Annotated in this window: 23 protein-coding genes; 1 reads left to right on the top strand and 22 read right to left on the bottom strand. The window is 48.7% G+C overall.

Going from position 1 to position 19,677, the window contains the following annotated elements:
- Positions 1–5 precede the first annotated feature (5 nt).
- From nusB to spoIIIAA, 11 genes are all read right to left on the bottom strand, one after another.
- The gene (gene nusB / locus AOA56_RS05600; protein WP_053769134.1) at positions 6–413 is read right to left on the bottom strand and encodes a transcription antitermination factor NusB; all 408 of its coding nucleotides are present in this window, start codon (positions 411–413) and stop codon (positions 6–8) included.
- A gap of 168 nt (positions 414–581) precedes the next feature.
- Positions 582–962: an Asp23/Gls24 family envelope stress response protein gene (locus AOA56_RS05595; RefSeq protein ID WP_024732259.1), complete on the bottom strand. Its 381-nt coding sequence runs from the start codon at positions 960–962 to the stop codon at positions 582–584.
- Positions 963–1,115: 153 nt separating this feature from the next.
- A complete protein-coding gene (locus tag AOA56_RS05590) occupies positions 1,116–2,708 on the bottom strand; it encodes a peptide chain release factor 3 (protein WP_024732258.1) in 1,593 nt (530 codons plus the stop codon).
- A 125-nt stretch (positions 2,709–2,833) separates the two neighbouring features.
- Entirely contained in the window at positions 2,834–3,553 is a 720-nt protein-coding gene (locus AOA56_RS05585; protein ID WP_024732257.1) for a SpoIIIAH-like family protein, read from the bottom strand.
- Positions 3,554–3,573: 20 nt separating this feature from the next.
- Positions 3,574–4,119: a stage III sporulation protein AG gene (locus AOA56_RS05580; protein ID WP_242843437.1), complete on the bottom strand. Its 546-nt coding sequence runs from the start codon at positions 4,117–4,119 to the stop codon at positions 3,574–3,576.
- Positions 4,055–4,393 (bottom strand): stage III sporulation protein AF, encoded by a 339-nt coding sequence (locus tag AOA56_RS05575; protein WP_024732255.1) that lies wholly within the window; start codon positions 4,391–4,393, stop codon positions 4,055–4,057. Before AOA56_RS05575 ends, AOA56_RS05580 begins: the two co-directional genes overlap by 65 nt.
- 8 nt (positions 4,394–4,401) lie before the next feature.
- Positions 4,402–5,562, bottom strand: a complete 1,161-nt coding sequence (locus tag AOA56_RS05570; RefSeq protein ID WP_053769132.1) for a stage III sporulation protein AE — start codon at positions 5,560–5,562, stop codon at positions 4,402–4,404.
- Entirely contained in the window at positions 5,559–5,945 is a 387-nt protein-coding gene (locus AOA56_RS05565; RefSeq protein ID WP_024732253.1) for a SpoIIIAC/SpoIIIAD family protein, read from the bottom strand. The genes AOA56_RS05570 and AOA56_RS05565 overlap by 4 nt, the downstream gene beginning before the upstream one ends.
- A 47-nt stretch (positions 5,946–5,992) precedes the next feature.
- Entirely contained in the window at positions 5,993–6,187 is a 195-nt protein-coding gene (gene spoIIIAC, locus AOA56_RS05560; RefSeq protein ID WP_024732252.1) for a stage III sporulation protein AC, read from the bottom strand.
- A gap of 25 nt (positions 6,188–6,212) precedes the next feature.
- Positions 6,213–6,746 carry a stage III sporulation protein AB gene (locus AOA56_RS05555; protein WP_024732251.1) on the bottom strand — a complete coding sequence of 178 codons (534 nt, stop codon included), beginning with the start codon at positions 6,744–6,746 and terminating at the stop codon, positions 6,213–6,215.
- The gene (gene spoIIIAA, locus AOA56_RS05550) at positions 6,737–7,660 is read right to left on the bottom strand and encodes a stage III sporulation protein AA (RefSeq protein WP_024732250.1); all 924 of its coding nucleotides are present in this window, start codon (positions 7,658–7,660) and stop codon (positions 6,737–6,739) included. Before spoIIIAA ends, AOA56_RS05555 begins: the two co-directional genes overlap by 10 nt.
- A gap of 249 nt (positions 7,661–7,909) precedes the next feature.
- On the opposite strand from spoIIIAA, the gene AOA56_RS05545 reads away from it, so the two are divergent.
- Positions 7,910–8,401 carry a GNAT family N-acetyltransferase gene (locus tag AOA56_RS05545; protein ID WP_053769131.1) on the top strand — a complete coding sequence of 164 codons (492 nt, stop codon included), beginning with the start codon at positions 7,910–7,912 and terminating at the stop codon, positions 8,399–8,401.
- Positions 8,402–8,525: 124 nt separating this feature from the next.
- Here the strand turns inward: AOA56_RS05545 and AOA56_RS05540 are convergent, their stop codons facing one another.
- The 11 genes from AOA56_RS05540 to nusA all read right to left on the bottom strand — a co-directional run bounded on the left by AOA56_RS05540 (position 8,526) and on the right by nusA (position 19,660).
- Entirely contained in the window at positions 8,526–9,155 is a 630-nt protein-coding gene (locus tag AOA56_RS05540) for a DUF1847 domain-containing protein (protein ID WP_053769130.1), read from the bottom strand.
- A 113-nt stretch (positions 9,156–9,268) separates the two neighbouring features.
- On the bottom strand, positions 9,269–11,365 hold the full coding sequence (locus AOA56_RS05535; RefSeq protein ID WP_048621570.1) for a polyribonucleotide nucleotidyltransferase: 2,097 nt from the start codon (positions 11,363–11,365) through the stop codon (positions 9,269–9,271).
- A 214-nt stretch (positions 11,366–11,579) separates the two neighbouring features.
- Positions 11,580–11,846 carry a 30S ribosomal protein S15 gene (gene rpsO, locus AOA56_RS05530; protein ID WP_024732247.1) on the bottom strand — a complete coding sequence of 89 codons (267 nt, stop codon included), beginning with the start codon at positions 11,844–11,846 and terminating at the stop codon, positions 11,580–11,582.
- A 116-nt stretch (positions 11,847–11,962) separates the two neighbouring features.
- On the bottom strand, positions 11,963–12,946 hold the full coding sequence (gene ribF / locus AOA56_RS05525; protein ID WP_053769129.1) for a riboflavin biosynthesis protein RibF: 984 nt from the start codon (positions 12,944–12,946) through the stop codon (positions 11,963–11,965).
- A gap of 35 nt (positions 12,947–12,981) precedes the next feature.
- Entirely contained in the window at positions 12,982–13,896 is a 915-nt protein-coding gene (gene truB / locus AOA56_RS05520) for a tRNA pseudouridine(55) synthase TruB (protein WP_053769128.1), read from the bottom strand.
- Positions 13,893–14,852: a DHH family phosphoesterase gene (locus tag AOA56_RS05515; RefSeq protein WP_024732245.1), complete on the bottom strand. Its 960-nt coding sequence runs from the start codon at positions 14,850–14,852 to the stop codon at positions 13,893–13,895. The genes truB and AOA56_RS05515 overlap by 4 nt, the downstream gene beginning before the upstream one ends.
- A gap of 1 nt (position 14,853) precedes the next feature.
- Positions 14,854–15,225 (bottom strand): 30S ribosome-binding factor RbfA, encoded by a 372-nt coding sequence (gene rbfA, locus AOA56_RS05510; RefSeq protein WP_024732244.1) that lies wholly within the window; start codon positions 15,223–15,225, stop codon positions 14,854–14,856.
- 9 nt (positions 15,226–15,234) lie between these two features.
- Entirely contained in the window at positions 15,235–17,886 is a 2,652-nt protein-coding gene (gene infB, locus AOA56_RS05505) for a translation initiation factor IF-2 (protein WP_082349873.1), read from the bottom strand.
- 11 nt (positions 17,887–17,897) lie between these two features.
- Positions 17,898–18,224: a L7Ae/L30e/S12e/Gadd45 family ribosomal protein gene (locus AOA56_RS05500; protein WP_024732242.1), complete on the bottom strand. Its 327-nt coding sequence runs from the start codon at positions 18,222–18,224 to the stop codon at positions 17,898–17,900.
- Complete coding sequence (rnpM, locus tag AOA56_RS05495; protein ID WP_024732241.1) at positions 18,211–18,483, bottom strand: RNase P modulator RnpM; 273 nt, start codon at positions 18,481–18,483, stop codon at positions 18,211–18,213. Before rnpM ends, AOA56_RS05500 begins: the two co-directional genes overlap by 14 nt.
- The gene (gene nusA / locus AOA56_RS05490; protein ID WP_024732240.1) at positions 18,476–19,660 is read right to left on the bottom strand and encodes a transcription termination factor NusA; all 1,185 of its coding nucleotides are present in this window, start codon (positions 19,658–19,660) and stop codon (positions 18,476–18,478) included. Before nusA ends, rnpM begins: the two co-directional genes overlap by 8 nt.
- Positions 19,661–19,677 lie beyond the last annotated feature (17 nt).

Here is a 19,677-nt window from a genome sequence, read left to right as displayed (position 1 = left end):
GTCTCTTACGCAGCGATCTTTGCCAGAACGCCATTGATGAAAGACGGTCCCTCGTCGCTGCTGTACTTCTTCGCAAGCTCTACCGCCTCGTTAATCGCCACCTTGACCGGAATGTCCTCATCCCACTTCATCTCATAGACGGCAAGCCATAAAATCGTCAGGTCTGCCTTATTCATACGTCCGGTCTTCCATCCGGTTGTCTGCTCATTGATCAGAGCGTCAATCTCCGGAATCAGTTCCTCGACCTTACGACACTTCTCCTGGATATACGCCTCATCCGTCTCACTGACTTCACGTTCCGTTTTTAAAAGCTCCATGTACAGTCGTCCCTGCTCTAAAAGCTCCTCCTGTGTATGAAACTCCCTCCCAAATAACATTCTGAAAATGTGTTCTCTGATTTCTGATCTTCCCATATTCCTTCCTTTCTGTCTTCTCCCGGCGAAAGCTTTCGCCTTACCCGGAACTCAAAAAAAGGGGTATCATCCCGACACCCCTCATTATACTGTACTTTCTGCCTTCCGGCAATCTTTCGTGCATAAAAACACATAACATCGTATATTTATTCTTGACAATGTGCGGGGTTAATTTTCTGTATCGTCGTCAACTCCTGCGACTTTGATATTGACATCTGCAACGGAAAGACCTGTCATATTCTCAATGGCGGCCTTGACTTTCTCCTGTACCCTGGAAGATACCTCCATGATATTCTTCCCAAAACGCAAATTCAGTGACAAAGATACGGTCACCACTCCGTCGAGGACGTCCACCTTCACTCCCTTGGAGAGATTCTTCTTTCCAAGCTTGCTGATGAGATCTCTCGTAGATGTGCCTGCCATGGAGGACACCCCGTCCACTTCCATCGCCGCAAGACCGGCTATAATCGCCACGACTTCATCGGCAATCTGTACCTGTCCGATCTCTTCTTCCTGGATCGTATAGGTATTTCTCTCTTCTTTCCCCATATCTGAAACCTCCTCATATCGGTGATACTGCATGTTTCCTGTACATAGAATACACAATTACTGTATCCATTATACCAAATTCCGTCGTTGCTTACAAGGCTCTTGTTCACGTTTTTGGAGGTTCTCTGTAACAATTCCTATTGTCTTTTTTGATTATGAGCGTCCAAACTCGGAAAGCCGTAAGCCCTCGTTTCGCTCCAGCGTCATCCGAATACTCCACTCGTGTACGAATAGAAGCAATGGGCGGCCTTTTAAATCCTTGATCTTCTTCATATCGGATGTTCCTGTGAGACGATCCATATCGATCTCCTCATTTTCAATCCACCGAATATACTCGTACGGCAGCGTCTCCAGAATAATCTCTACCCCGTACTCGTTTTTCAATCGGTATTTCAGAACGTCAAACTGCAGAACGCCGACTACACCGACAATGATCTCTTCCATTCCCGTATTGAACTCCTGGAAAATCTGGATGGCACCTTCCTGGGCAATCTGGTTGATTCCCTTGATGAACTGTTTCCGCTTCATAGTGTCCACCTGGCGTACCCTTGCGAAATGTTCCGGAGCAAAGGTCGGAATCCCCTCGTAAGCATAACGCTCCTGACTCGTCGTGATCGTATCCCCAATGGAGAAAATACCCGGATCAAAAATACCAATAATATCCCCGCCATAAGCTTTCTCGATCATCTTCCGCTCACTTGCCATCATCTGCTGCGGCTGGGAGAGACGAACTTTCTTCCCACCCTGGATGTGGAAAGCGTCCATCCCGGCGTCGAATTCCCCGGAGCAGATCCGCATGAAAGCGATACGGTCCCGGTGCGCTTTATTCATATTGGCCTGGATCTTAAAGACAAAGGCAGAAAAGTCCTTCTCTGTCATCGGATCAATATCCCCTTTGTCCGAATGTCTCGGAAGCGGAGAAGTCGTCATCTTCAGAAAATGCTGTAAAAATGTTTCCACCCCGAAATTGGTGAGGGCTGATCCGAAGAATACCGGAGAAAGCTCCCCACGGTCCACCATCTCCTGATCAAACGTTGCGCTTGCCCCGTCCAGAAGCTCGATTTCCCCAAGAAGCTGGTCTTTCTGCTCTGGGTCCAGGTACTGATCCACATCCGGATGATCCACACGAATCTTCTTCACTTCTCCGGTTGTCGTTCCTTTCTTCGTATCGAAGAAAAGTTCAATCTCCTCCTCGTTCCGGTCATAAACCCCCCGGAACGCTTTTCCGGAACCGATCGGCCAGTTGACCGGACAGGTGGCGATGCCAAGCTCCTTCTCAATATCGTCCAGAAGCTCGAATGTGTCCATGGCCTCCCGGTCCATCTTGTTGATAAAAGTAAAAATCGGAATATGGCGCATGACACAGACCTTGAATAACTTTCTCGTCTGTGCCTCCACACCTTTAGACGCGTCGATCACCATCACCGCCGAATCCGCCGCCATCAGCGTCCGGTACGTATCCTCCGAGAAATCCTGGTGTCCCGGCGTATCCAGAATATTGATGCAATATCCGCCATAATTAAACTGTAGTACCGAGGAAGTAACTGAAATTCCTCTCTCCTTTTCAATTTCCATCCAGTCTGACACCGCATGTTTTGCGGTCGCCTTACCCTTTACGGAGCCCGCCTGGTTGATGGCTCCTCCATATAATAAGAACTTTTCCGTCAAGGTCGTCTTCCCGGCGTCCGGGTGGGAAATAATGGCGAAAGTTCTCCGCTTTTTTATTTCATCTGTAATCTTTGACATGATATTCTCCTGTATTTTTTCTTATTCTTCCCGGAATCTTCCAAATGATTCCACGCAATTAATTATTGTAGCATATCCGCCTTAAAATCCGCAATAGCTTTCTTTACTGAGCTATCCCTGTATTTCTATTCCTGTTCTTCGGCTGTTTCTTTGCCGTCCTCGCTGTCTGTCGTTTTTCCCTCTGTCGACGTATTTTCATTCTGGGCAGTATTCTGATCCGCCTTCTTACTCATCGGTGTGATCACGATATTCTCCGGGGCAACCCCTGTCTTTCTTGTCACAATATCCTCAATCTGAGCCCGGTTTGCTTCCGTCATTTCCACGTTTCCAACAACCACGTCCGCCTGTTCGTCACTGACATTTACTACCGATTCGGTAAAGCCTTTCGATGCAAGCAGTGTCTCCGCAGCTGACTCCTGCTCCGCAACCTTTGTCAGCTCTATCATCTGATTGATAGCATCTTGTTTCTGTTCTTCTGTCACTGAAGTGCTGTCGATAATCCCCTGAAGGGTCTCCTTATTCTTCGCCCGCACCTGCTCTCTGGATACTTTTGCCTGCGCCACAGTATTTTTGACCTCTCCGTTTGTAAGTACTGCTTCTCCTGGTGTTCCTTCCACATCTCCGTCTGTTTCAGACGCGTCTTGATCCTGACTTTCAATATCTCCCGATCCGGTCTCGATGTCCTCCTCGGAAATATCGAGAAGTTCGCTGTTTGCCTGTTGTGCTGTTTTCGTGTCATCCTTATCCGAAAACAGCTTCCCCGAATAATTCAGATACCCTGCCGCCGCGATCATCAGGGCGAGTGCCGCCACAATCACCTGATTTTTCTTAATCAATCGTTTCACCGTCATTCCTCCTGCTTTTCCTATTTCATCTTTACTACCTTAATCTTATGTGACTCCACAGAAAATAATGCCTCCACCGCTTCTGTAATCTCCTGTACGACAACCGGCTGATCTCCTCCCTCACAGAGAACTACCACTCCTTCCACAGTGGGGACAAGCTCCTTTTTGACATAAGGCGTCTGTCCCACCGTCGTCTCTTCGTAGACGGTCGTCTCGTTTTTCGTTCTTTGTTTCTCATCCTCCGCCGTCTCCTCATCCTTTTCCACTACCTTCTCTGAGGAAGAGGAAACGGTCATCATCACCTTGACCTTTCCTGCCCCCTCCATCCGGGAGATCACCTTCTCCAGTTCAGATGCGGCTTTTTCGGCGTAATCTTCGTACTTTTCTTTTTCCCCGGTATCGCTTTTGGTGAGTTCTTCTTTTGTCTCCTGATTCTTCTTGTCTGAGACAGGCATCGCAATCACTAAAAGCAAAAGCCCTGCAAGAAGCACCAGAAGCCATTTATTCTTCATTGGAAGTTTCCCGTTCTCCAGAAGCTTCTGAAGCCATGTCCTGTTCCCATTCAAGATATCCCTCCTCCGCAGATTCAAACACTTCCCTTGCCCGTTCCATCTCCCTCACATTCTGGTGGTACTCGATGCTGTGGTATATTCGGTCAAATTCCTCTTCCAGATGAAAGATTCCAAACACCGGTCTTGCCAGAAGGAGAATTAATACCAGACCCGTAAAAAAGCGAATATACTTTTTGTAGTCCGAATCCGGGATGATCTGCATCAGCATTGTCATCAAAATCAGATAAAAGACAAGATTTTTTATCCAGTCATATATATATGTAAACATGTCTCCTCCTATGACCGAATGGCCGCCACAATCACAATCGTAATCAAAAACAGCACCGCGCTTGTGTATACCGTCTTTAAAAGCAGCACTGCCGCATCCCCTGCTCCCGCCACGCACCCGATAATACGTGAGTCCGAGACCGGCTCTAAAAGTGCTGCCAGCAGTTTATAAATCAGCGCCAGCACGGCAATCTGAATGACCGGAATCAGACAGATTCCCACACAGATAAGCGCCCCGGCTACTCCGATACCGTTCCGGATCAATGTCAGCGCCGACATGACAATCTCCGTCATTCCGCCTAGCGTATTGCCGATACCGGGAATGGACTCCAGCCCCCTTTGCAGACCGCTTCTTCTCACCTCATCAATCACGGGGCTTAAGAGCCCCTGAATGAGATTCACCCCCATGACCCCTACAAGAATCGTTTTTAAGATCCAACTGATGATGGTTTGTCCAAGCTCCGCAAACCGCCCCAAATAGGGTTCCGGCGAAAGTTCGTCCATCAACCGGATCATCAGATAAACATGAATCAAGGGCAGTACAAAGGAACAGACAACCGACTGCACAAGATATATCAAGAACAGCATCAGATTATAAAAAACCAGTGAACTGCCGCTTCCCGTGACAACAGCCGCCGCCATCAGATAAACCGGGCAGAGCGCCTGCATAAAATCCGTCAAAAGAGTCAGACTTTTCGTCACGGAATCGATCATCACCTCAAAGGTCTGAAGCAGCAAGGTGATGAGAAGCAGATAGAGAATAAAAAAGCCTGTATCCGCCGCCTGCCCTGCCGCAAACACCTGGCTGAAATTGGCAAAGACTGCCGCAATCAGTGCAATGACGAGGATGTGAAGCATGGCCGTCTTGTTTTCAGAAAGGACCGAAAAGACCGTCCCGCCAATTCCCCGTCCCGCCATCGCAAGAGCCCCGGTCACATCTCCGGAAAGCAGCGTTTCCACAAGCTCGGTAAATTCGATCTGTTCTTTCTGAAAGATCTCGTCCATCATCTTATCCACATTACGAAAATCCATCTCGTCTATCCATTCCCTTGCGGCCTCCGGGACTGTTTCCTCCTCCGGCTCTTCTGCTGCTTCTGCCCGGATGGATCCCCACACCAGGAGAACCCCTAAAAGCAGCAGCAAAAGAATCAGCCCTTCTTTCTTCCTCACGATAAAAACACCTCGATGGTCCTAAGAAGCGTCAGAAGCACCGGCATCCCCAAAGCCAACACCGACAGTTTTCCAAAGAGCTGGATCTGGGATGCAATCGTCTGGTATCCGGAATCCTTACAGATATTGGAGGCAAACTCCGCCACATATGTGATGCCCAGCATCTTTAAGAGTACACCCAGATAAGATCCTTCGATCTGCAAGAAAGAGCCGATCTCCCTGACTGTCGCAAGTACCGTGTCGAGTTTCCCCAGAATTCCCGCCGCCAGCAAAAGCCCTGCGGCAATACTGACGTAAATTCCATATTCCGTTTTACCGCCCTTAAACTGAAGAGCAATGAGCGCCGCACAGACGCCTGCCGCCGCTGCTTTTTGTATCGTCATGCTTTCCCTCCCTTCTCTTTACCTGCGACTTGTATCTGTACCATTTGTCACAAGGCAAACAGACGCCTCATTGTTTCAAACAGATCATAAATATACGGCACAATCCAGATCAGAACGAGGATCAAGCCTGCAAGGCTTGTTAAAAATGCCTGTTCCTCCCTTCCGCTGTGCTTTAGTACCTGGCTTAACACGGAAACCAAAATCCCGACCGCCGCGATTTTAAAGATCAGACTGACACTCATACGCACTTCCTTCCCTTCTTCTTTCTTACAGCAGCAGGATCGTCAAAAACACCCCGCCAAGCACTCCCAGACAGCTTCCGATCCTCCGCTTCGGTCCGATCTGGGATTCTGCCTCCCGGATCCACGTCTCCCACCGTTCCCCGGAAAGCTTAAGCGTCCCGATCTGCATGTCCAGATCCAGATACCCGGTCTGCCCGCCAAGGGAGAGAAACTGCTCCCACTCCTCGTCTGTCATCCCCCGCTCTCTCCGGTAGGATTCCAAGGTCCCGGATGTGTAGGATCGGAACCATTGGGGAAACTGTAAGCTTCCCTGCTCTTCAAAGGCACGGTGTGCCTGTACAAACAGTGAAGCATACGGCTCTTTGATCCGCGAGGACACCTCCAGCATCACCTCCGGAAACGGCTCCTTCGTGTACTGGATTTCGCCCCGGATCATCCGGTACAACTCTCTTAAGAACCTCAATTCCTCAAGATGCAGATTTAATTTCCGTCCGTACCCGATCCCCAAAGCCGAGCACCCCGCAATCACAAAGGCGGCTCCAAACAGCTTCAGAAACATGGCTGTCCCCTCCTGTCGTATATTCCATCAAGAAGACCGGGCCTGTCTCCCTGACGCAAAACAATGTACCTCTCAAACCGCTCCTCCTGGATGAGCTGCCCCAGCACCGGCTTTTGCCGGAGCTCTTCCACAGAGTTCCCGTGAGCTGTCACAATCATCCGACACCCACAGTGCATGGCATACTCGATTGCCTCCACATCCTCTTTCGTCCCAATCTCATCCGCGGCCACCACTTTTGGCGTCATAGAGCGGATCATCATCAGCATACCCTCTGCTTTCGGACAAGCATCAAGAACATCACTGCGAAGTCCGATATCATTTTGCGCTGCTCCCAGATAGCATCCCGCGATCTCCGAACGCTCGTCCACCACACCGACTGTACATCCTTTCACATAGTCGTTCCCATCGGAGACCTGTCGGATGATGTCCCGCAGAAGCGTCGTCTTACCGCATCCCGGCGGCGAAATAATCATGGTATGACATAATTCTTTCTGGTTGGCAATGTAAGGGAATACCTTGTTCGCGCAGCCTTTTACCTCGTGTGCCGCCCGGATATGTACCGAGGAGACATACCTGAGATTCCGGACCCTGTCCTGCTCCGTAATCGCCTTACCTGCCATCCCTACTCGATGACCACCCTCAATGGTCAAAAATCCCTTTCTCATCTCTTCCTCAAACGCATAGGGTGAATACCTGCTCATGTAATTTACGATCTCCTTCAGTTCCTCCCTGCCAGCCGTATAGTTCACCCGAACTTCCTTCCCTCCAAGGTAGACACAGACAGGCTTTCCCACACGGATACAGATCTCCGTCACCTGTTCAAAGTCCAGATCTTCCTGCATCATCACCTGATCCACCATCCGCTTCAATCGCTCCGGAAGAATCCGAAAAATCTGCTCTTTCTTATTGCTCACTACTTTCCACCACCTTTTACAACACAATATATGTGGACAACCGGAAAATATGACTAACAAAGCCGGAACATACTTCATCCCTAGGAACAACTCCCTTTTTTCTATAAATATAAAATAGAAAAATGATCAAAAGGTGCAGAAAAAGGATGTTGTTTTTCTATTTCCCATGATACAATGATCATAAGTGTTCTTTCCCTGGTTTTACGTATTTACTATCGGGGCAAAAAAGAAAAGGAGGAGAATTGACAGATGAATATAGAAGTTCGTACTTATAGACATGAAGATGTCCCTGCCATGACGGCCATCTGGAATCAGGTGGTGGAGGATGGCATCGCTTTCCCGCAAGAGACCCTCTTAGATGATGTAAGCGGGCCGGCTTTCTTTGCCGAGCAGACAGACTGTGCTGTGGCTGTGGATACGGGCACGGACGAAGTGTGTGGACTTTACATCCTTCATCCGAACAATATCGGACGATGCGGCCACCTTGCCAACGCCAGTTATGCAGTATCAAGGGACAAACAGGGATTTCATATCGGCGAAAAGCTGGTTCTCCACTCCTTACAACTCGCAAAAGAATATGGTTTCCGTGTCATGCAATTTAATGCAGTAGTCGCTCCCAACATACACGCCCGTCACCTTTATGAACGATGCGGCTTTGTATCTCTCGGAGTGATCCCAGAGGGATTCCGGATGAAAGACGGTCATTTCGAGGACATCTGTCCGTACTACCGCGTTCTGTAAATCTTAGTCCAAATAGAAAAAAAGCATATCAGACAGGCTTTCCCCTTCTCTGATATGCTTCTTTTTGTATTGTATACACTCCAAAGTCCGGGCTTAAATGGTACAAAACACCCTTGTTTCCTATTTACAGCAACCGTTTGTAATAAGATTCTGCCGTATAGAGCGCTGCCGCCGGGTTATGACCGAGTACCCGGTCTTTCGTCACTGCCGTGGTGACCGGTGCGTCCGAGTGCTTATAGAATAAACTGTCATGGCCGACACAGAGACCGACAACAACATTCAGATCTGTCTTCTCCTTGTTCAAATACTTCGCCTGCAAAACCGGATTGCACATATGGCATCCAATTTCCTGACATTCTTCTGGTATCCCAATTCTCGTCTTATCTACAGCCCCGATTTTACATGCGACTCCGATGACTTCCAGGTCATGGCCTCTCAATATTTTTGCAAGCGTTCTGCTCTCACGGATCAGTCCGACGCAGGTGGCGATTCCGATTTTCTTCGCCCCGATTTTCCCGGCAAAGGCGATGATCTCCTCCACCCGCGTCAGTTTCAGGTAGCCTTCATACTCAACCTCTGCCGCAGCAATAGCAAGCTTCTGATCTTCCATATCTTCATAACAGGCAATCGCCTCCTGTAAAAGATCCGGGTTCAACGATGTTGTCAGGCAGAAATCCGGACGCTTGCCATCCTTTCTTTCGCAAGCTGTCACCGCACAGTCCACGCAGGATCTTCTGATCATTTTTTCTTCCATTTTGAGTTCCTCCTACTTCTCTTCTCATTTTCCTTCTACAGTGAAATACTCTTTTTTAAAAAAGCTCCCATGTCTTTTGCAGACACAGGAGCTTTGAAATCTATTGAATGACATTATCTGTTTTCCGGCGCAACGTCTTTGATACTGAAGCTGATTCTTCCCATCTTATCTTTTCCAAGACAGACTGCCTTGACCTTGTCACCAAGTGTAAGCACGTCTTCTACATGGTCGATGCGCTGTTTGCAGATCTTGGAAATATGAACCATTCCCTCTTTGCCAGGAGCAAATTCCAGAAACGCGCCAAAGTCTTTGATGCTGACTACTGTTCCTTCCAATACCTGCCCTGCCTCGAAGTCTGTCACAATAATCGTGATAAGACGCTTTGCCTCATCCATCATCTCTTGATCTGTACCGCAAATGGATATATTACCTTCATCAGAGATGTCGATCTTCACACCTGTTTTCTCAATGATGGCGTTGATCGTCTTTCCTCTCTGACCTACTACATCGCCAATCTTCTGCGGATCGATGTTCATCTGGATGATCTTCGGAGCGTATTTTCCAACTTCCGGTCTCGGCTCTGCGATTGCTTTATTCATCACCTCATCGATGATATAGAATCTCGCCTCTTTTGTGCGGGCAACAGCTTCCTCAATAATCGGTCTTGTCAGTCCGTGGATCTTAATATCCATCTGGATCGCTGTAATTCCCTTGTGGGTACCAGCCACCTTAAAGTCCATGTCTCCAAAGAAGTCTTCCAGTCCCTGGATATCCGTCAGAACGATATAATCATCATCTGTTTCACCTGTCACCAATCCACAGGAAATACCTGCCACCGCGCTCTTGATCGGTACGCCCGCTGCCATGAGGGACATACTAGATGCACAGACACTCGCCTGAGATGTGGAGCCGTTGGACTCGAATGTCTCGGAAACCGTGCGGATTGCATACGGGAACTCTTCTTCTGATGGAAGTACCGGTACAAGGGCACGCTCTGCAAGCGCTCCATGTCCAATCTCACGGCGCCCCGGTCCTCTGGACGGCTTCGTCTCTCCTACGGAGTAGGACGGGAAATTGTAGTGGTGCATATAGCGTTTGGAAGTCTCGGACTCGTCAAGGCCATCCACCCTCTGCGCCTCGGAAAGCGGCGCAAGTGTAGTAATATTACAAATCTGTGTCTGCCCTCTTGTGAACATCGCGGATCCATGGACTCTCGGAATCAGATCGACTTCTGCCGCAAGCGGGCGGATCTCATTGATCGCTCTTCCGTCAGGACGCTTGTGATCCTTAAGAATCATCTTGCGGACAGTCTTTTTCTGATACTGATAGAGAGCCTCGCCAACACGTGGAAGCCACTCTTCGTTCTCCGCAAAAATCTCCTCCAGACGGTCCTGGATAGTACGCACATTTGCCTCTCTCGTCTGCTTGTCATCTGTGAATACAGCTTCTTCCATCTCCTCTGCCGGAATAATCTTCTGGATCTCTTCCATCAGATCAGCCGGTACCGCAAAGCTTTCATACTCATGCTTCGGCTTACCACACTCTGTTACGATCTGGTCAATAAAAGCAATCACCTTCTGGTTCACTTCGTGAGCCGCAAAAATCGCTTTGAGCATCACTTCTTCCGGCACCTCGTTCGCTCCGGCCTCAATCATAATGACCTTTTCTTTTGTGGACGCGACAGTCAGCTGCATATCGGATACCGCTTTTTCTTCGGCCGTCGGATTAAAGACAAACTCTCCATTTACTAACCCTACCTGTGTGGAGGCTGTCGGCCCGTCAAACGGAATATCAGAAATCGATACCGCAATCGCAGAGCCAAGCATTGCAGTCAGCTCCGGGCTGCAGTCCTGATCCACAGAAAGTACCAGGTTCTCCAGCGTCACATCGTTTCTGTAGTCCTTCGGGAAAAGCGGGCGCATCGGTCTGTCGATGACACGGTCCGTCAGGATTGCGTTCTCGGACGCCTTCCCCTCTCTTTTATTAAATCCTCCAGGTATCTTTCCAACCGCATACATCTTTTCGTTATACTCTACATTCAGCGGAAAGAAATCAATCCCTTCCCTTGGTTTCTCGGAAGCTGTAGCTGTAGAGAGTACTGTCGTCTCTCCGTAATGCATCAGCGCGGCTCCATTTGCCTGCTTTGCCACTCTGCCGATATCAACACGCAGTGTGCGTCCGGCAAGTTCCATCTCAAATGTCTTATACATATGATCCTCCTCTAGTTTTGATAATTTTTCTGCGGAGAATCCCGAAACTACTGAAAAACAGGCCATAGGCTGGTATGCTTTTCAGTGGTCCCGGATCATTTCCCCGCAACCGGTCTTTCTGACCATGACATGTTTCAGGTGCCGAAAAGCTCCGGTACGATAAACAGTATAAAAGGGAACGGAAATGATGTTCCGTCCCCTTTTGAAGTGCCGACTATTTTCTGAGTCCTAATCTTTCAATCAAAGAACGGTATCTTTCGATATCTTTTTTCTTTAAATATGCAAGAAGACCACGTCTCTGACCTACCATTTTCAAAAGACCTCTTCTGGAATGATGATCCTTTGGATTTGCTTTGAAATGTTCTGTTAACTCGTTGATTCTGGCTGTCAGGATAGCTACCTGAACTTCCGGAGATCCTGTGTCTCCTTCGCTTCTTCCATACTCAGCAATAATCGCTGCTTTCTTTTCTCTGTCGATCATGTCTTTATCCTCCTTTATTTTGAAACGCCGGATATCAGGCGGCGGTCGGAGTCCTCCGTCCACTGGATATCGGCTCACTCATACTTGTTGAGTATATCATGTCATCCTTGTGGATGTCAATTCTTTTTCTGCTTTTTTGTTTCGCTCTCCAGCAGTGCGCGCCTGCTCTCCATCGTGAGCAAAAAATGCCTTTTCCCCTCCCAGATATCCTCCTCAATCTGGCACTTTAATTCCTCCACGTCCTCAAACTTTTCTTCCGGTCTCAGATAGTGGTAAAGATGGAGGACAACCGCCTTACCGTTTGCTTCCTCTTTCTTTTCATAACAGAAAAGGTGCACGGAAAGAATCGTCTCTCCCCCCTTGGATACAGTCGGTTTCTGTCCGATATTGCATACTCCCTGATACCACTCCTGATCTACATGAAGCTTGCAGACATAAGCTCCGTTTGGAGGCAGTATCTTTTCCTGGCATGGATAAATGTCCATAGTCGGATAGCCGATTTCCCGTCCCATTCCGGCTCCTTTTTGTACGGTTCCCGCAATCGTATACGGATAACTCAACAGACGGTTGACAAGATCGATATTCCCTGTCTTCATTACCTCTTTCACATAAGTGCTGCTTACAATCCGCTCCCCGTAGTATTCGTTCGGAATCACTTCCAGGCAATAACCGTACCGCTCCTGAAATTTCGCAAGCATCGCTACATCTCCCCGCCGGTCATGGCCAAATCGGAAATTTTCTCCTACCACAATATATCTGGCATGGAAAAGTCCAGAGAGAATCTTTTCAATGAAAGTCTCCGCCTCCATCTCTTTGACAGAAAGGAACGGGCATTCGATCAGATAATCCACCCTTCCTTCCAGTCGAATCGCCCGCTCTTCATTGAGCATCAGCCTCTTCTGATCAAGGTGACGCATCTTTTTGAATTCCGTCATTTCGAAAAAACAAACAACACTTTTTAAATCCGGCTCCCGCTCCACGTGCTCCATAATCCGCTCCACCAGTTTTCGGTGTCCACGATGCAGACCGTCAAATTTCCCAAGGGTCACGGCGGTCCCGGCGTCTTCTCTGTAATGTTCAAATCCTGTAATATATTGCATGTTCTTTCCTCTTTATCTTCATTCCGGGCTTCTGATTACTCTAGGCTGTAAAACATCTTTTCTACCGCATAGCTCTCCCGGCTTCTGCGGTAAATGTATAGCGCAAGGAACGTTCCGTCCGAACCGTAGACCCGGATCTGTTCTCCGTCTTCAGGACACAGATTTTCACCATCTTCAAGCTGCCCTTTACGAAGCGGATTACCATTATAAACGGACTTCTCCTGACCTGCTTTTATCGTCACCCTTCTGATATCCGGGAACATGGCATCGATAGGAATGAGAATCTCCCCGATCCGTCCCGATTCCAGATACTCCCCGATCTCAGAGAGTGTATGGCTCATCGCAAGGGTAAACGCTCCCGATTTTGTCCGAAGCAGATCCCCCATGCATCCGCCGCATCCTAATTTTCTGCCAATATCATAGCAGAGTGTACGCACATAGGTCCCTTTGGAACAGACCACCTCAAAGCGGACTTCCGGAAGATGCGTATCGAGGACCCGCAGGGAACGAATCTCTACCCGACGGGCTTTCCGCTCCACTTCCCTGCCCTCTCTTGCTAATTCATAGAGTTTTTTGCCTCCCACTTTCAGTGCTGAATACATCGGCGGAATCTGGTCATAACTCCCCAGGAAAGAAAGAATCGCCTCCTCCACCTCTGCTTTCGTCAGATGGTTGGTCTCCGTTTCGTTCAATATTTGACCACCCAGATCCTGCGTGTCCGTCTCCTTTCCAAGCACCAGAACCGCCTCATAGGCTTTCTCCTTGTCCGTCATCATCTCGCAGAGCCTGGTGGCCTTGCCAAGACAGACAGGAAGGACGCCTTCCGCATCCGGATCGAGGGTTCCGGTGTGCCCGATCTTTTTTTGCCTTGTCATTCCCCGAAGCTTCGCAACCACGTCGTGAGATGTGAACCCTTTTTCTTTTCTTACGTTTAAAATTCCGTGGATCATGCCCCATCCTCCAACTGGAGGGAGATCTGATTCATCAGGTTGTTGACCGCGTCATAAACGGTTCCACGAAAAGTAAGGCCCGCCGCTCTGACATGACCGCCCCCGCCAAAATACCGTGCCACCTTGCTGACGTCCACCTTTTCCTTGGAGCGGAGGCTGACTTTGAATTCCCCACTTTCCAGCTCATAGAGGAAAATAGCGACTTCCACGCCTGCCGTCACTCGAAGCTGACTTACAATACCTTCCAGATCCTTCGCCTTCACCCCGAAAAAGCTCATGCTTTTCTTCGTGATATAGGAAAAGATGACCTTGCCGTCCATCAGGCGGATGCTTTCCAAAAGTGCCTTACCAAGCACCTGATTTTGTGCATAGGTCTTTTCAAAAAAGGTTTTTTCGATAATCTTCGGTCCGTCGATTCCTTTTCGCAGAAGCTCGGCTCCCGCCTCCATGGTGGATGGCTTCGTGCTGGAATACTGGAATACTCCTGTATCATGTACAATTCCAAGATACAGCGCTTCCGCAACCTCTTTTGTGATCTTTTCTTTGTCCATCAGATTATAGATCAGTTCCGAAGTGGAGCTGGCATCCGGAACAATCTGGTTCACATCCGCAAATGACTCATTGCTTACATGATGGTCAATGCAGACCGTCTTCTTAGCCTTTTCAAACAGAGTGCCCGCAAATCCAAGCCGCCCTACATCCCCACAGTCCAGAGCAAAAAAGACATCATATACCATGTTTTCCGGCAAGCCATGGCAAATCTCATCCGCCCCTGTCAGCATGTGGAAGGAATTCGGGATCTCCTCTAAATACACATCCACTGCAACTTCTGGAAAATACAGCCCGATATACTGGTAGAGCGCCAGACAGGAGCCGGTACAGTCCCCGTCAGGACGTACATGACCCGCAATGCCGGCCCGTTTTGCTCCTTTTAGTACTTCGTAAAGCTTTACCATATTATTCTTCCTCTTTCTCCTGCCTCTTCGTGATGTCATCTATCTTCTTGGACATCGCTACCCCGTACTCGATCGACTGATCCAGGACAAAACGAATCTCGGGGGTATTACGAAGATTCAATGAATGTGCGAGTTCTCTGCGAATATATCCCTCGGCACTCTGAAGTCCCCGAATTGTATCCGCCTGCGCTTTCTCATCACCCAGTACACTGATATATGCCTTGCAGGTTTTCAGATCCGGCGCCACCTCCACCGCTACAACAGAGGTAAACTCTGCTACGCGGGGATCTTTGATCCCCCCGCGCAGAATATTGGACAGCTCATGCATCACTTCTGTATTCACTCTTGTGTTTTTAATACTATTTTTTCTCATAATTTCATCCTATCTTGGTTTTTCTACCATTTTGAATGCTTCTACCTGGTCGCCTTCTTTGATATCATTATACTTTTCAAATACAAAACCACACTCATAACCGGCTTTCACTTCTTTGACATCGTCTTTGAAACGCTTCAGAGAAGCAAGTTTTCCTTCAAATACGACGATTCCGTCACGGATAATTCTTGCCGAACAGTCGCGCTCGAAAATACCATCCAGCACATAAGCACCAGCAATTGTACCGACTCCGGAAGCCTTGAATGTCTGACGTACTTCCGCATGACCGAGAACCTGTTCCTCGAATACCGGATCGAGCATCCCCTTCATAGCGGCTTCCACGTCTTCGATGGCATTGTAGATGACACGGTACAGACGGACGTCTACGTTCTCTCTCTCCGCAGTCTCCTTTGCCGCCGCGTCCGGACGCACGTTAAATCCGATGATAATGGCATTGGATGCGGATGCCAGCGTGACATCGGACTCGTTAATAGCTCCGACGCCGCCATGAATAATCTTAACAACAACTTCTTCGTTGGAAAGCTTAAGAAGACTCTGCTTCATCGCTTCTACAGATCCCTGTACATCGGCTTTGACAACGATATCCAGCTCTTTTAAGCTTCCCTCTTTAATCTGATTAAACAGATCGTCAAGAGACATCTTGGACTTCGTCTCCTCCAACATCTTCATGCGGTTTTGGGAAATGAAGGTCTCCGCAAAACTTCTTGCTTCTTTTTCGTTCTTGCTTACAACAAAAACTTCTCCGGCATTTGGAACCTCGTTAAATCCGAGAATCTCAACCGGTGTGGATGGACCTGCTTCTTTAACACGTCTTCCTTTATCGTCCATCATGGCTCTGACTTTACCGAACGCAGATCCAGCGGCAATAGCATCTCCAACACGAAGCGTACCTTTCTGTACGAGAACAGTCGCAACCGGTCCTTTCCCTTTATCAAGCTGCGCCTCAATGACAAGGCCTCTTGCCCTTCTGTTCGGGTTTGCCTTTAATTCCAACATTTCCGCTGTGAGAAGAATCATCTCCAGAAGTTCCGGAATTCCCTCTTTCGTGTGCGCGGATACCGGAACAAAGATGGTGCTTCCGCCCCAGTCTTCCGGAATCAGCTCGTACTCGGTCAGCTCTTGTTTGACACGCTCAATGTTTGCGCTTGGTTTATCAATCTTGTTGATGGCAACAACAATTTCAACGCCTGCTGCTTTGGCATGGTTGATCGCCTCCACCGTCTGCGGCATAACACCGTCGTCCGCTGCTACGACAAGAACCGCAATATCTGTAGAGCAGGCTCCGCGCAGACGCATCGCTGTAAATGCCTCATGTCCCGGTGTATCGAGAAACGTAATGCTCTCGCCGTTGATATTCACTACAGAGGCACCGATGTGCTGTGTGATTCCGCCTGCCTCTCTGTCCGTAACGTTTGTATCACGGATAGCGTCCAGAAGGGAGGTCTTACCATGATCCACATGTCCCATGACACAGACAACCGGCGGACGTTTCTTCATCTTCTTTTCGTCTTCTTCCTCCTCTTTGAGGAGCTCTTCGATCACATCGACCTCTACTTCCTGCTCGCAGAGTACATCAAACTCCATCGCGATCTCTTCCGCAGTCTCGAAATCAATCTCCTGATTTACCGTCACTATCTTGCCCTGGAGGAACAGCTTCTTGACGATTGCCGACGGCTGGATCTTCATCGCATCTGCAAGATCCTTAATTGTGAGCATCTTCGGAATCGTGATTTGTTTAATCTGCTCTTCCTTTTTCTCTTCCTTCGGCTGTGGTTTTTCCATCACAGGCTGCTGATTTTTCTTTCCCTTGCCTTGCTTCTGACTAAATTTGCCTTCCCGCTCCTCGTCACGGTCATACTCTTTTTTCTTATAATTATCCTTCTGGGATCTCCTTTGCGGCTTCTGTTCTGCCACAATCGGGGCCGGAATGGATGGTCCGTTATTTCTTCCGTCTCTTCCTCCTCTGCCCTGGCGGTCACGCTCGCGTCCCTGACGGTCTCTGTCTCTGCCATCGCGGTCCCTTCCGTCTCTATTATCTCTGCCCTGACGGTCGCGATCACGGAAGTCTCTGCCCTGGCGGTCTTTGTCCTTACCATCTCTTTGACTCCGGTTCTGACGATCTTTGTCTCTTCCGTCACGGTCGCGGAAATCACGTCCCTGGCGCTCTTTATCCTTGCTGTCGCGATCTCTTCCATCTCTTTTGTCTCTGCCATCGCGACCCTGGCGGTCCCTGTCACGGAAATCTCTTGCCGGACGATTGCCATCCCGGTCTTTTGCCGGACGGTTATTGTCGCGCCCTCGCTCCTGAGCGGATACAGATCCTTCCTTTCTGTCGCGATTTGCGCCTGGTCTGCTGTCTGCTCCTGCCTGAGTCTGTCTCTGACCGCCTCTTCCTCCCTGGCGTCTCTGGCCTCCCTGGGTATTCTGCGGACGGAATACCTGCACGATGGTCTTTTTCTTCGGAGCATCTCCGGCTGGAGCGGCTTTTCCGAATTTCTTCTTTACAGCTTCCACCTGCTGATCTGTCAGGAAACTCATATGGCTTTTTAAATCCGCCCCGTTTCCATTCAGATATTCCATAATATCCTTACTTGTTTTATCTATCTCTTTTGCTAATTCATGTACTCGCACTTTCGACATCCAACTACCTCCTATATGCAATTTCTCTCTTCTTCTGTTTTCAGCTGTTTTTCAATCTCGTCTGCAAATCCCGCATCCGTCACCGTGACGCTGACACGGAATTCCTTCCCTATTGCATGGCCAAGGGTATCCTGATCTGCGTAAAATCGGGCCGGGACCTCATAAAAACTGCACATATTGCTTAGTTTTTTCTTCGTATTCTCCGACGCGTCTCCCGCAATCAAGACGAGATAAGCCTTACCGGCCTTCACTGCCTGCTCCGTCAGGAAACTTCCGCTCTTTATTTTCCCCGCCCTGGTAGCCAGACCTAAAAGTGACAGAACTTTATTCCGTTTCAATCTGCTCCATCTCCTTTTCCAGCTGTTCATATACTTCATTTGGAATCGCCTGTTTAAAAGAGCGCTCCAGGCCCTTATTCTTTACTGCTTTTAGAAAACATTCTCTGGAAAAGCAAAGGTAGGCTCCTCTTCCGTTCTTTCTTCCAGTAGCGTCCAGAAGGAATTCTCCTTCTTTTGTGTGAATGACGCGCAGCATCTCTTTTTTATTCTTCATCTCTCCGCATCCGACACACTTACGCATCGGGATCTTCTTATTCATCACTTTCATCCCCGTAACTTTCTTCTTCGTAGACAGCGTCGTCCTCATAGTAATCGTCTTCGTAATCATCCTCATAGACGTCGGACTCATATACGCCCTCTTCCATCGGCAAATCCATATAGTTTGCCGGAAGTTCTCCAGACTCGATTGCCTGAGTCTCACTCTTGATATCAATCTTGTATCCGGTCAGTCTCGCAGCCAGTCTCGCATTTTGTCCTTCTTTGCCGATGGCCAGAGAGAGCTGGTAATCCGGTACAATCACGCTTGCCGTCTTATCCTCCGGATCCGCCGCCACGGAGATCACCTTCGCCGGACTTAATGCATTCTCAATAAGTATCGCCGGATTGTCGCTCCAGTTAATGATATCAATCTTCTCTCCTCTTAACTCATTAACAATCGCATTGACTCTCTGTCCGTTCATCCCAACGCACGCTCCTACCGGATCAACGTCCGGATCGTTAGACCATACGGCAATCTTTGTACGGGATCCAGCCTCTCTTGCGATGCTCTTGATCTCCACGATGCCATCCTTTACCTCTGTCACCTCGGACTCAAAAAGACGCTTTACAAGCTCCGGATGAGTACGGGATACGAGAATCTTCGGTCCTTTTGTCGTATTCTTCACTTCCACCACATAAAGTTTGATCCGCTCAGTCGGCTTGAATACTTCACCTTTGACCTGCTCATTTTCTGTGAGCATTGCATCCGCCTTACCAAGGTCGATGCTGATATTACGTCCTACATAGCGCTGCACGATTCCGGTCACGATATCCTTTTCCTTCTCGAAGTACTGGTCGTAAACAACTTTGCGCTCTTCTTCCCTGATCTTCTGAAGAATCAGGTTCTTTGCGTTCTGCGTCGCGATCCGGCCAAAGGACTTGGAATCAATCGGCACCTGGACAATGTCGCCCAGCTCATACTTAGAGTCCATCATTTTTGCGTTCACAAGGCTAATCTGCTCTTCTGGATCGTCAACTTCCTCCACAACGGTCTTCTCCGCATAAACTGCGAAATCACAAGTCTCCCGGTTCATCACGATTTTAATATTGTCCGCTTTTTTAAAATGGTTCTTGCAGGCGTTCATCAGGGAATTCTCAATAGCATCCAGCATCGTTTCCTTGCTGATGTCTTTTTCCTGTTCCAGTATGGTAAGAGCCTCCATTAATTCTGTACTCATTTTTTCCTTTCCTCCTA

It is taken from the genome of Sellimonas intestinalis, from assembly GCF_001280875.1.
GTDB classification, from domain to species: Bacteria; Bacillota; Clostridia; order Lachnospirales; family Lachnospiraceae; genus Sellimonas; species Sellimonas intestinalis.
This window is presented reverse-complemented; position numbering and strand designations above follow the sequence as displayed.

Bases quoted from the DNA above. Each gene is read 5' to 3' on its own strand.
- AOA56_RS05595 (WP_024732259.1), bottom strand. From the start codon at position 962: ATGGGGAAAGAAGAGAGAAATACCTATACGATCCAGGAAGAAGAGATC.
- nusB (WP_053769134.1), bottom strand. From the start codon at position 413: ATGGGAAGATCAGAAATCAGAGAACACATTTTCAGAATGTTATTTGGG.
- truB (WP_053769128.1), bottom strand. From the start codon at position 13,896: ATGATCCACGGAATTTTAAACGTAAGAAAAGAAAAAGGGTTCACATCT.
- AOA56_RS05575 (WP_024732255.1), bottom strand. From the start codon at position 4,393: ATGTTTACATATATATATGACTGGATAAAAAATCTTGTCTTTTATCTG.
- rbfA (WP_024732244.1), bottom strand. From the start codon at position 15,225: ATGAGAAAAAATAGTATTAAAAACACAAGAGTGAATACAGAAGTGATG.
- ribF (WP_053769129.1), bottom strand. From the start codon at position 12,946: ATGCAATATATTACAGGATTTGAACATTACAGAGAAGACGCCGGGACC.
- rpsO (WP_024732247.1), bottom strand. From the start codon at position 11,846: ATGATCGACAGAGAAAAGAAAGCAGCGATTATTGCTGAGTATGGAAGA.
- AOA56_RS05535 (WP_048621570.1), bottom strand. From the start codon at position 11,365: ATGTATAAGACATTTGAGATGGAACTTGCCGGACGCACACTGCGTGTT.
- AOA56_RS05555 (WP_024732251.1), bottom strand. From the start codon at position 6,746: ATGTTTCTGAAGCTGTTTGGAGCCGCCTTTGTGATTGCGGGGTGCTCG.
- AOA56_RS05540 (WP_053769130.1), bottom strand. From the start codon at position 9,155: ATGGAAGAAAAAATGATCAGAAGATCCTGCGTGGACTGTGCGGTGACA.
- AOA56_RS05515 (WP_024732245.1), bottom strand. From the start codon at position 14,852: ATGGTAAAGCTTTACGAAGTACTAAAAGGAGCAAAACGGGCCGGCATT.
- spoIIIAC (WP_024732252.1), bottom strand. From the start codon at position 6,187: ATGAGTGTCAGTCTGATCTTTAAAATCGCGGCGGTCGGGATTTTGGTT.
- rnpM (WP_024732241.1), bottom strand. From the start codon at position 18,483: ATGAATAAGAAGATCCCGATGCGTAAGTGTGTCGGATGCGGAGAGATG.
- AOA56_RS05545 (WP_053769131.1), top strand. From the start codon at position 7,910: ATGAATATAGAAGTTCGTACTTATAGACATGAAGATGTCCCTGCCATG.
- AOA56_RS05565 (WP_024732253.1), bottom strand. From the start codon at position 5,945: ATGACGATACAAAAAGCAGCGGCGGCAGGCGTCTGTGCGGCGCTCATT.
- infB (WP_082349873.1), bottom strand. From the start codon at position 17,886: ATGTCGAAAGTGCGAGTACATGAATTAGCAAAAGAGATAGATAAAACA.
- AOA56_RS05590 (WP_024732258.1), bottom strand. From the start codon at position 2,708: ATGTCAAAGATTACAGATGAAATAAAAAAGCGGAGAACTTTCGCCATT.
- nusA (WP_024732240.1), bottom strand. From the start codon at position 19,660: ATGAGTACAGAATTAATGGAGGCTCTTACCATACTGGAACAGGAAAAA.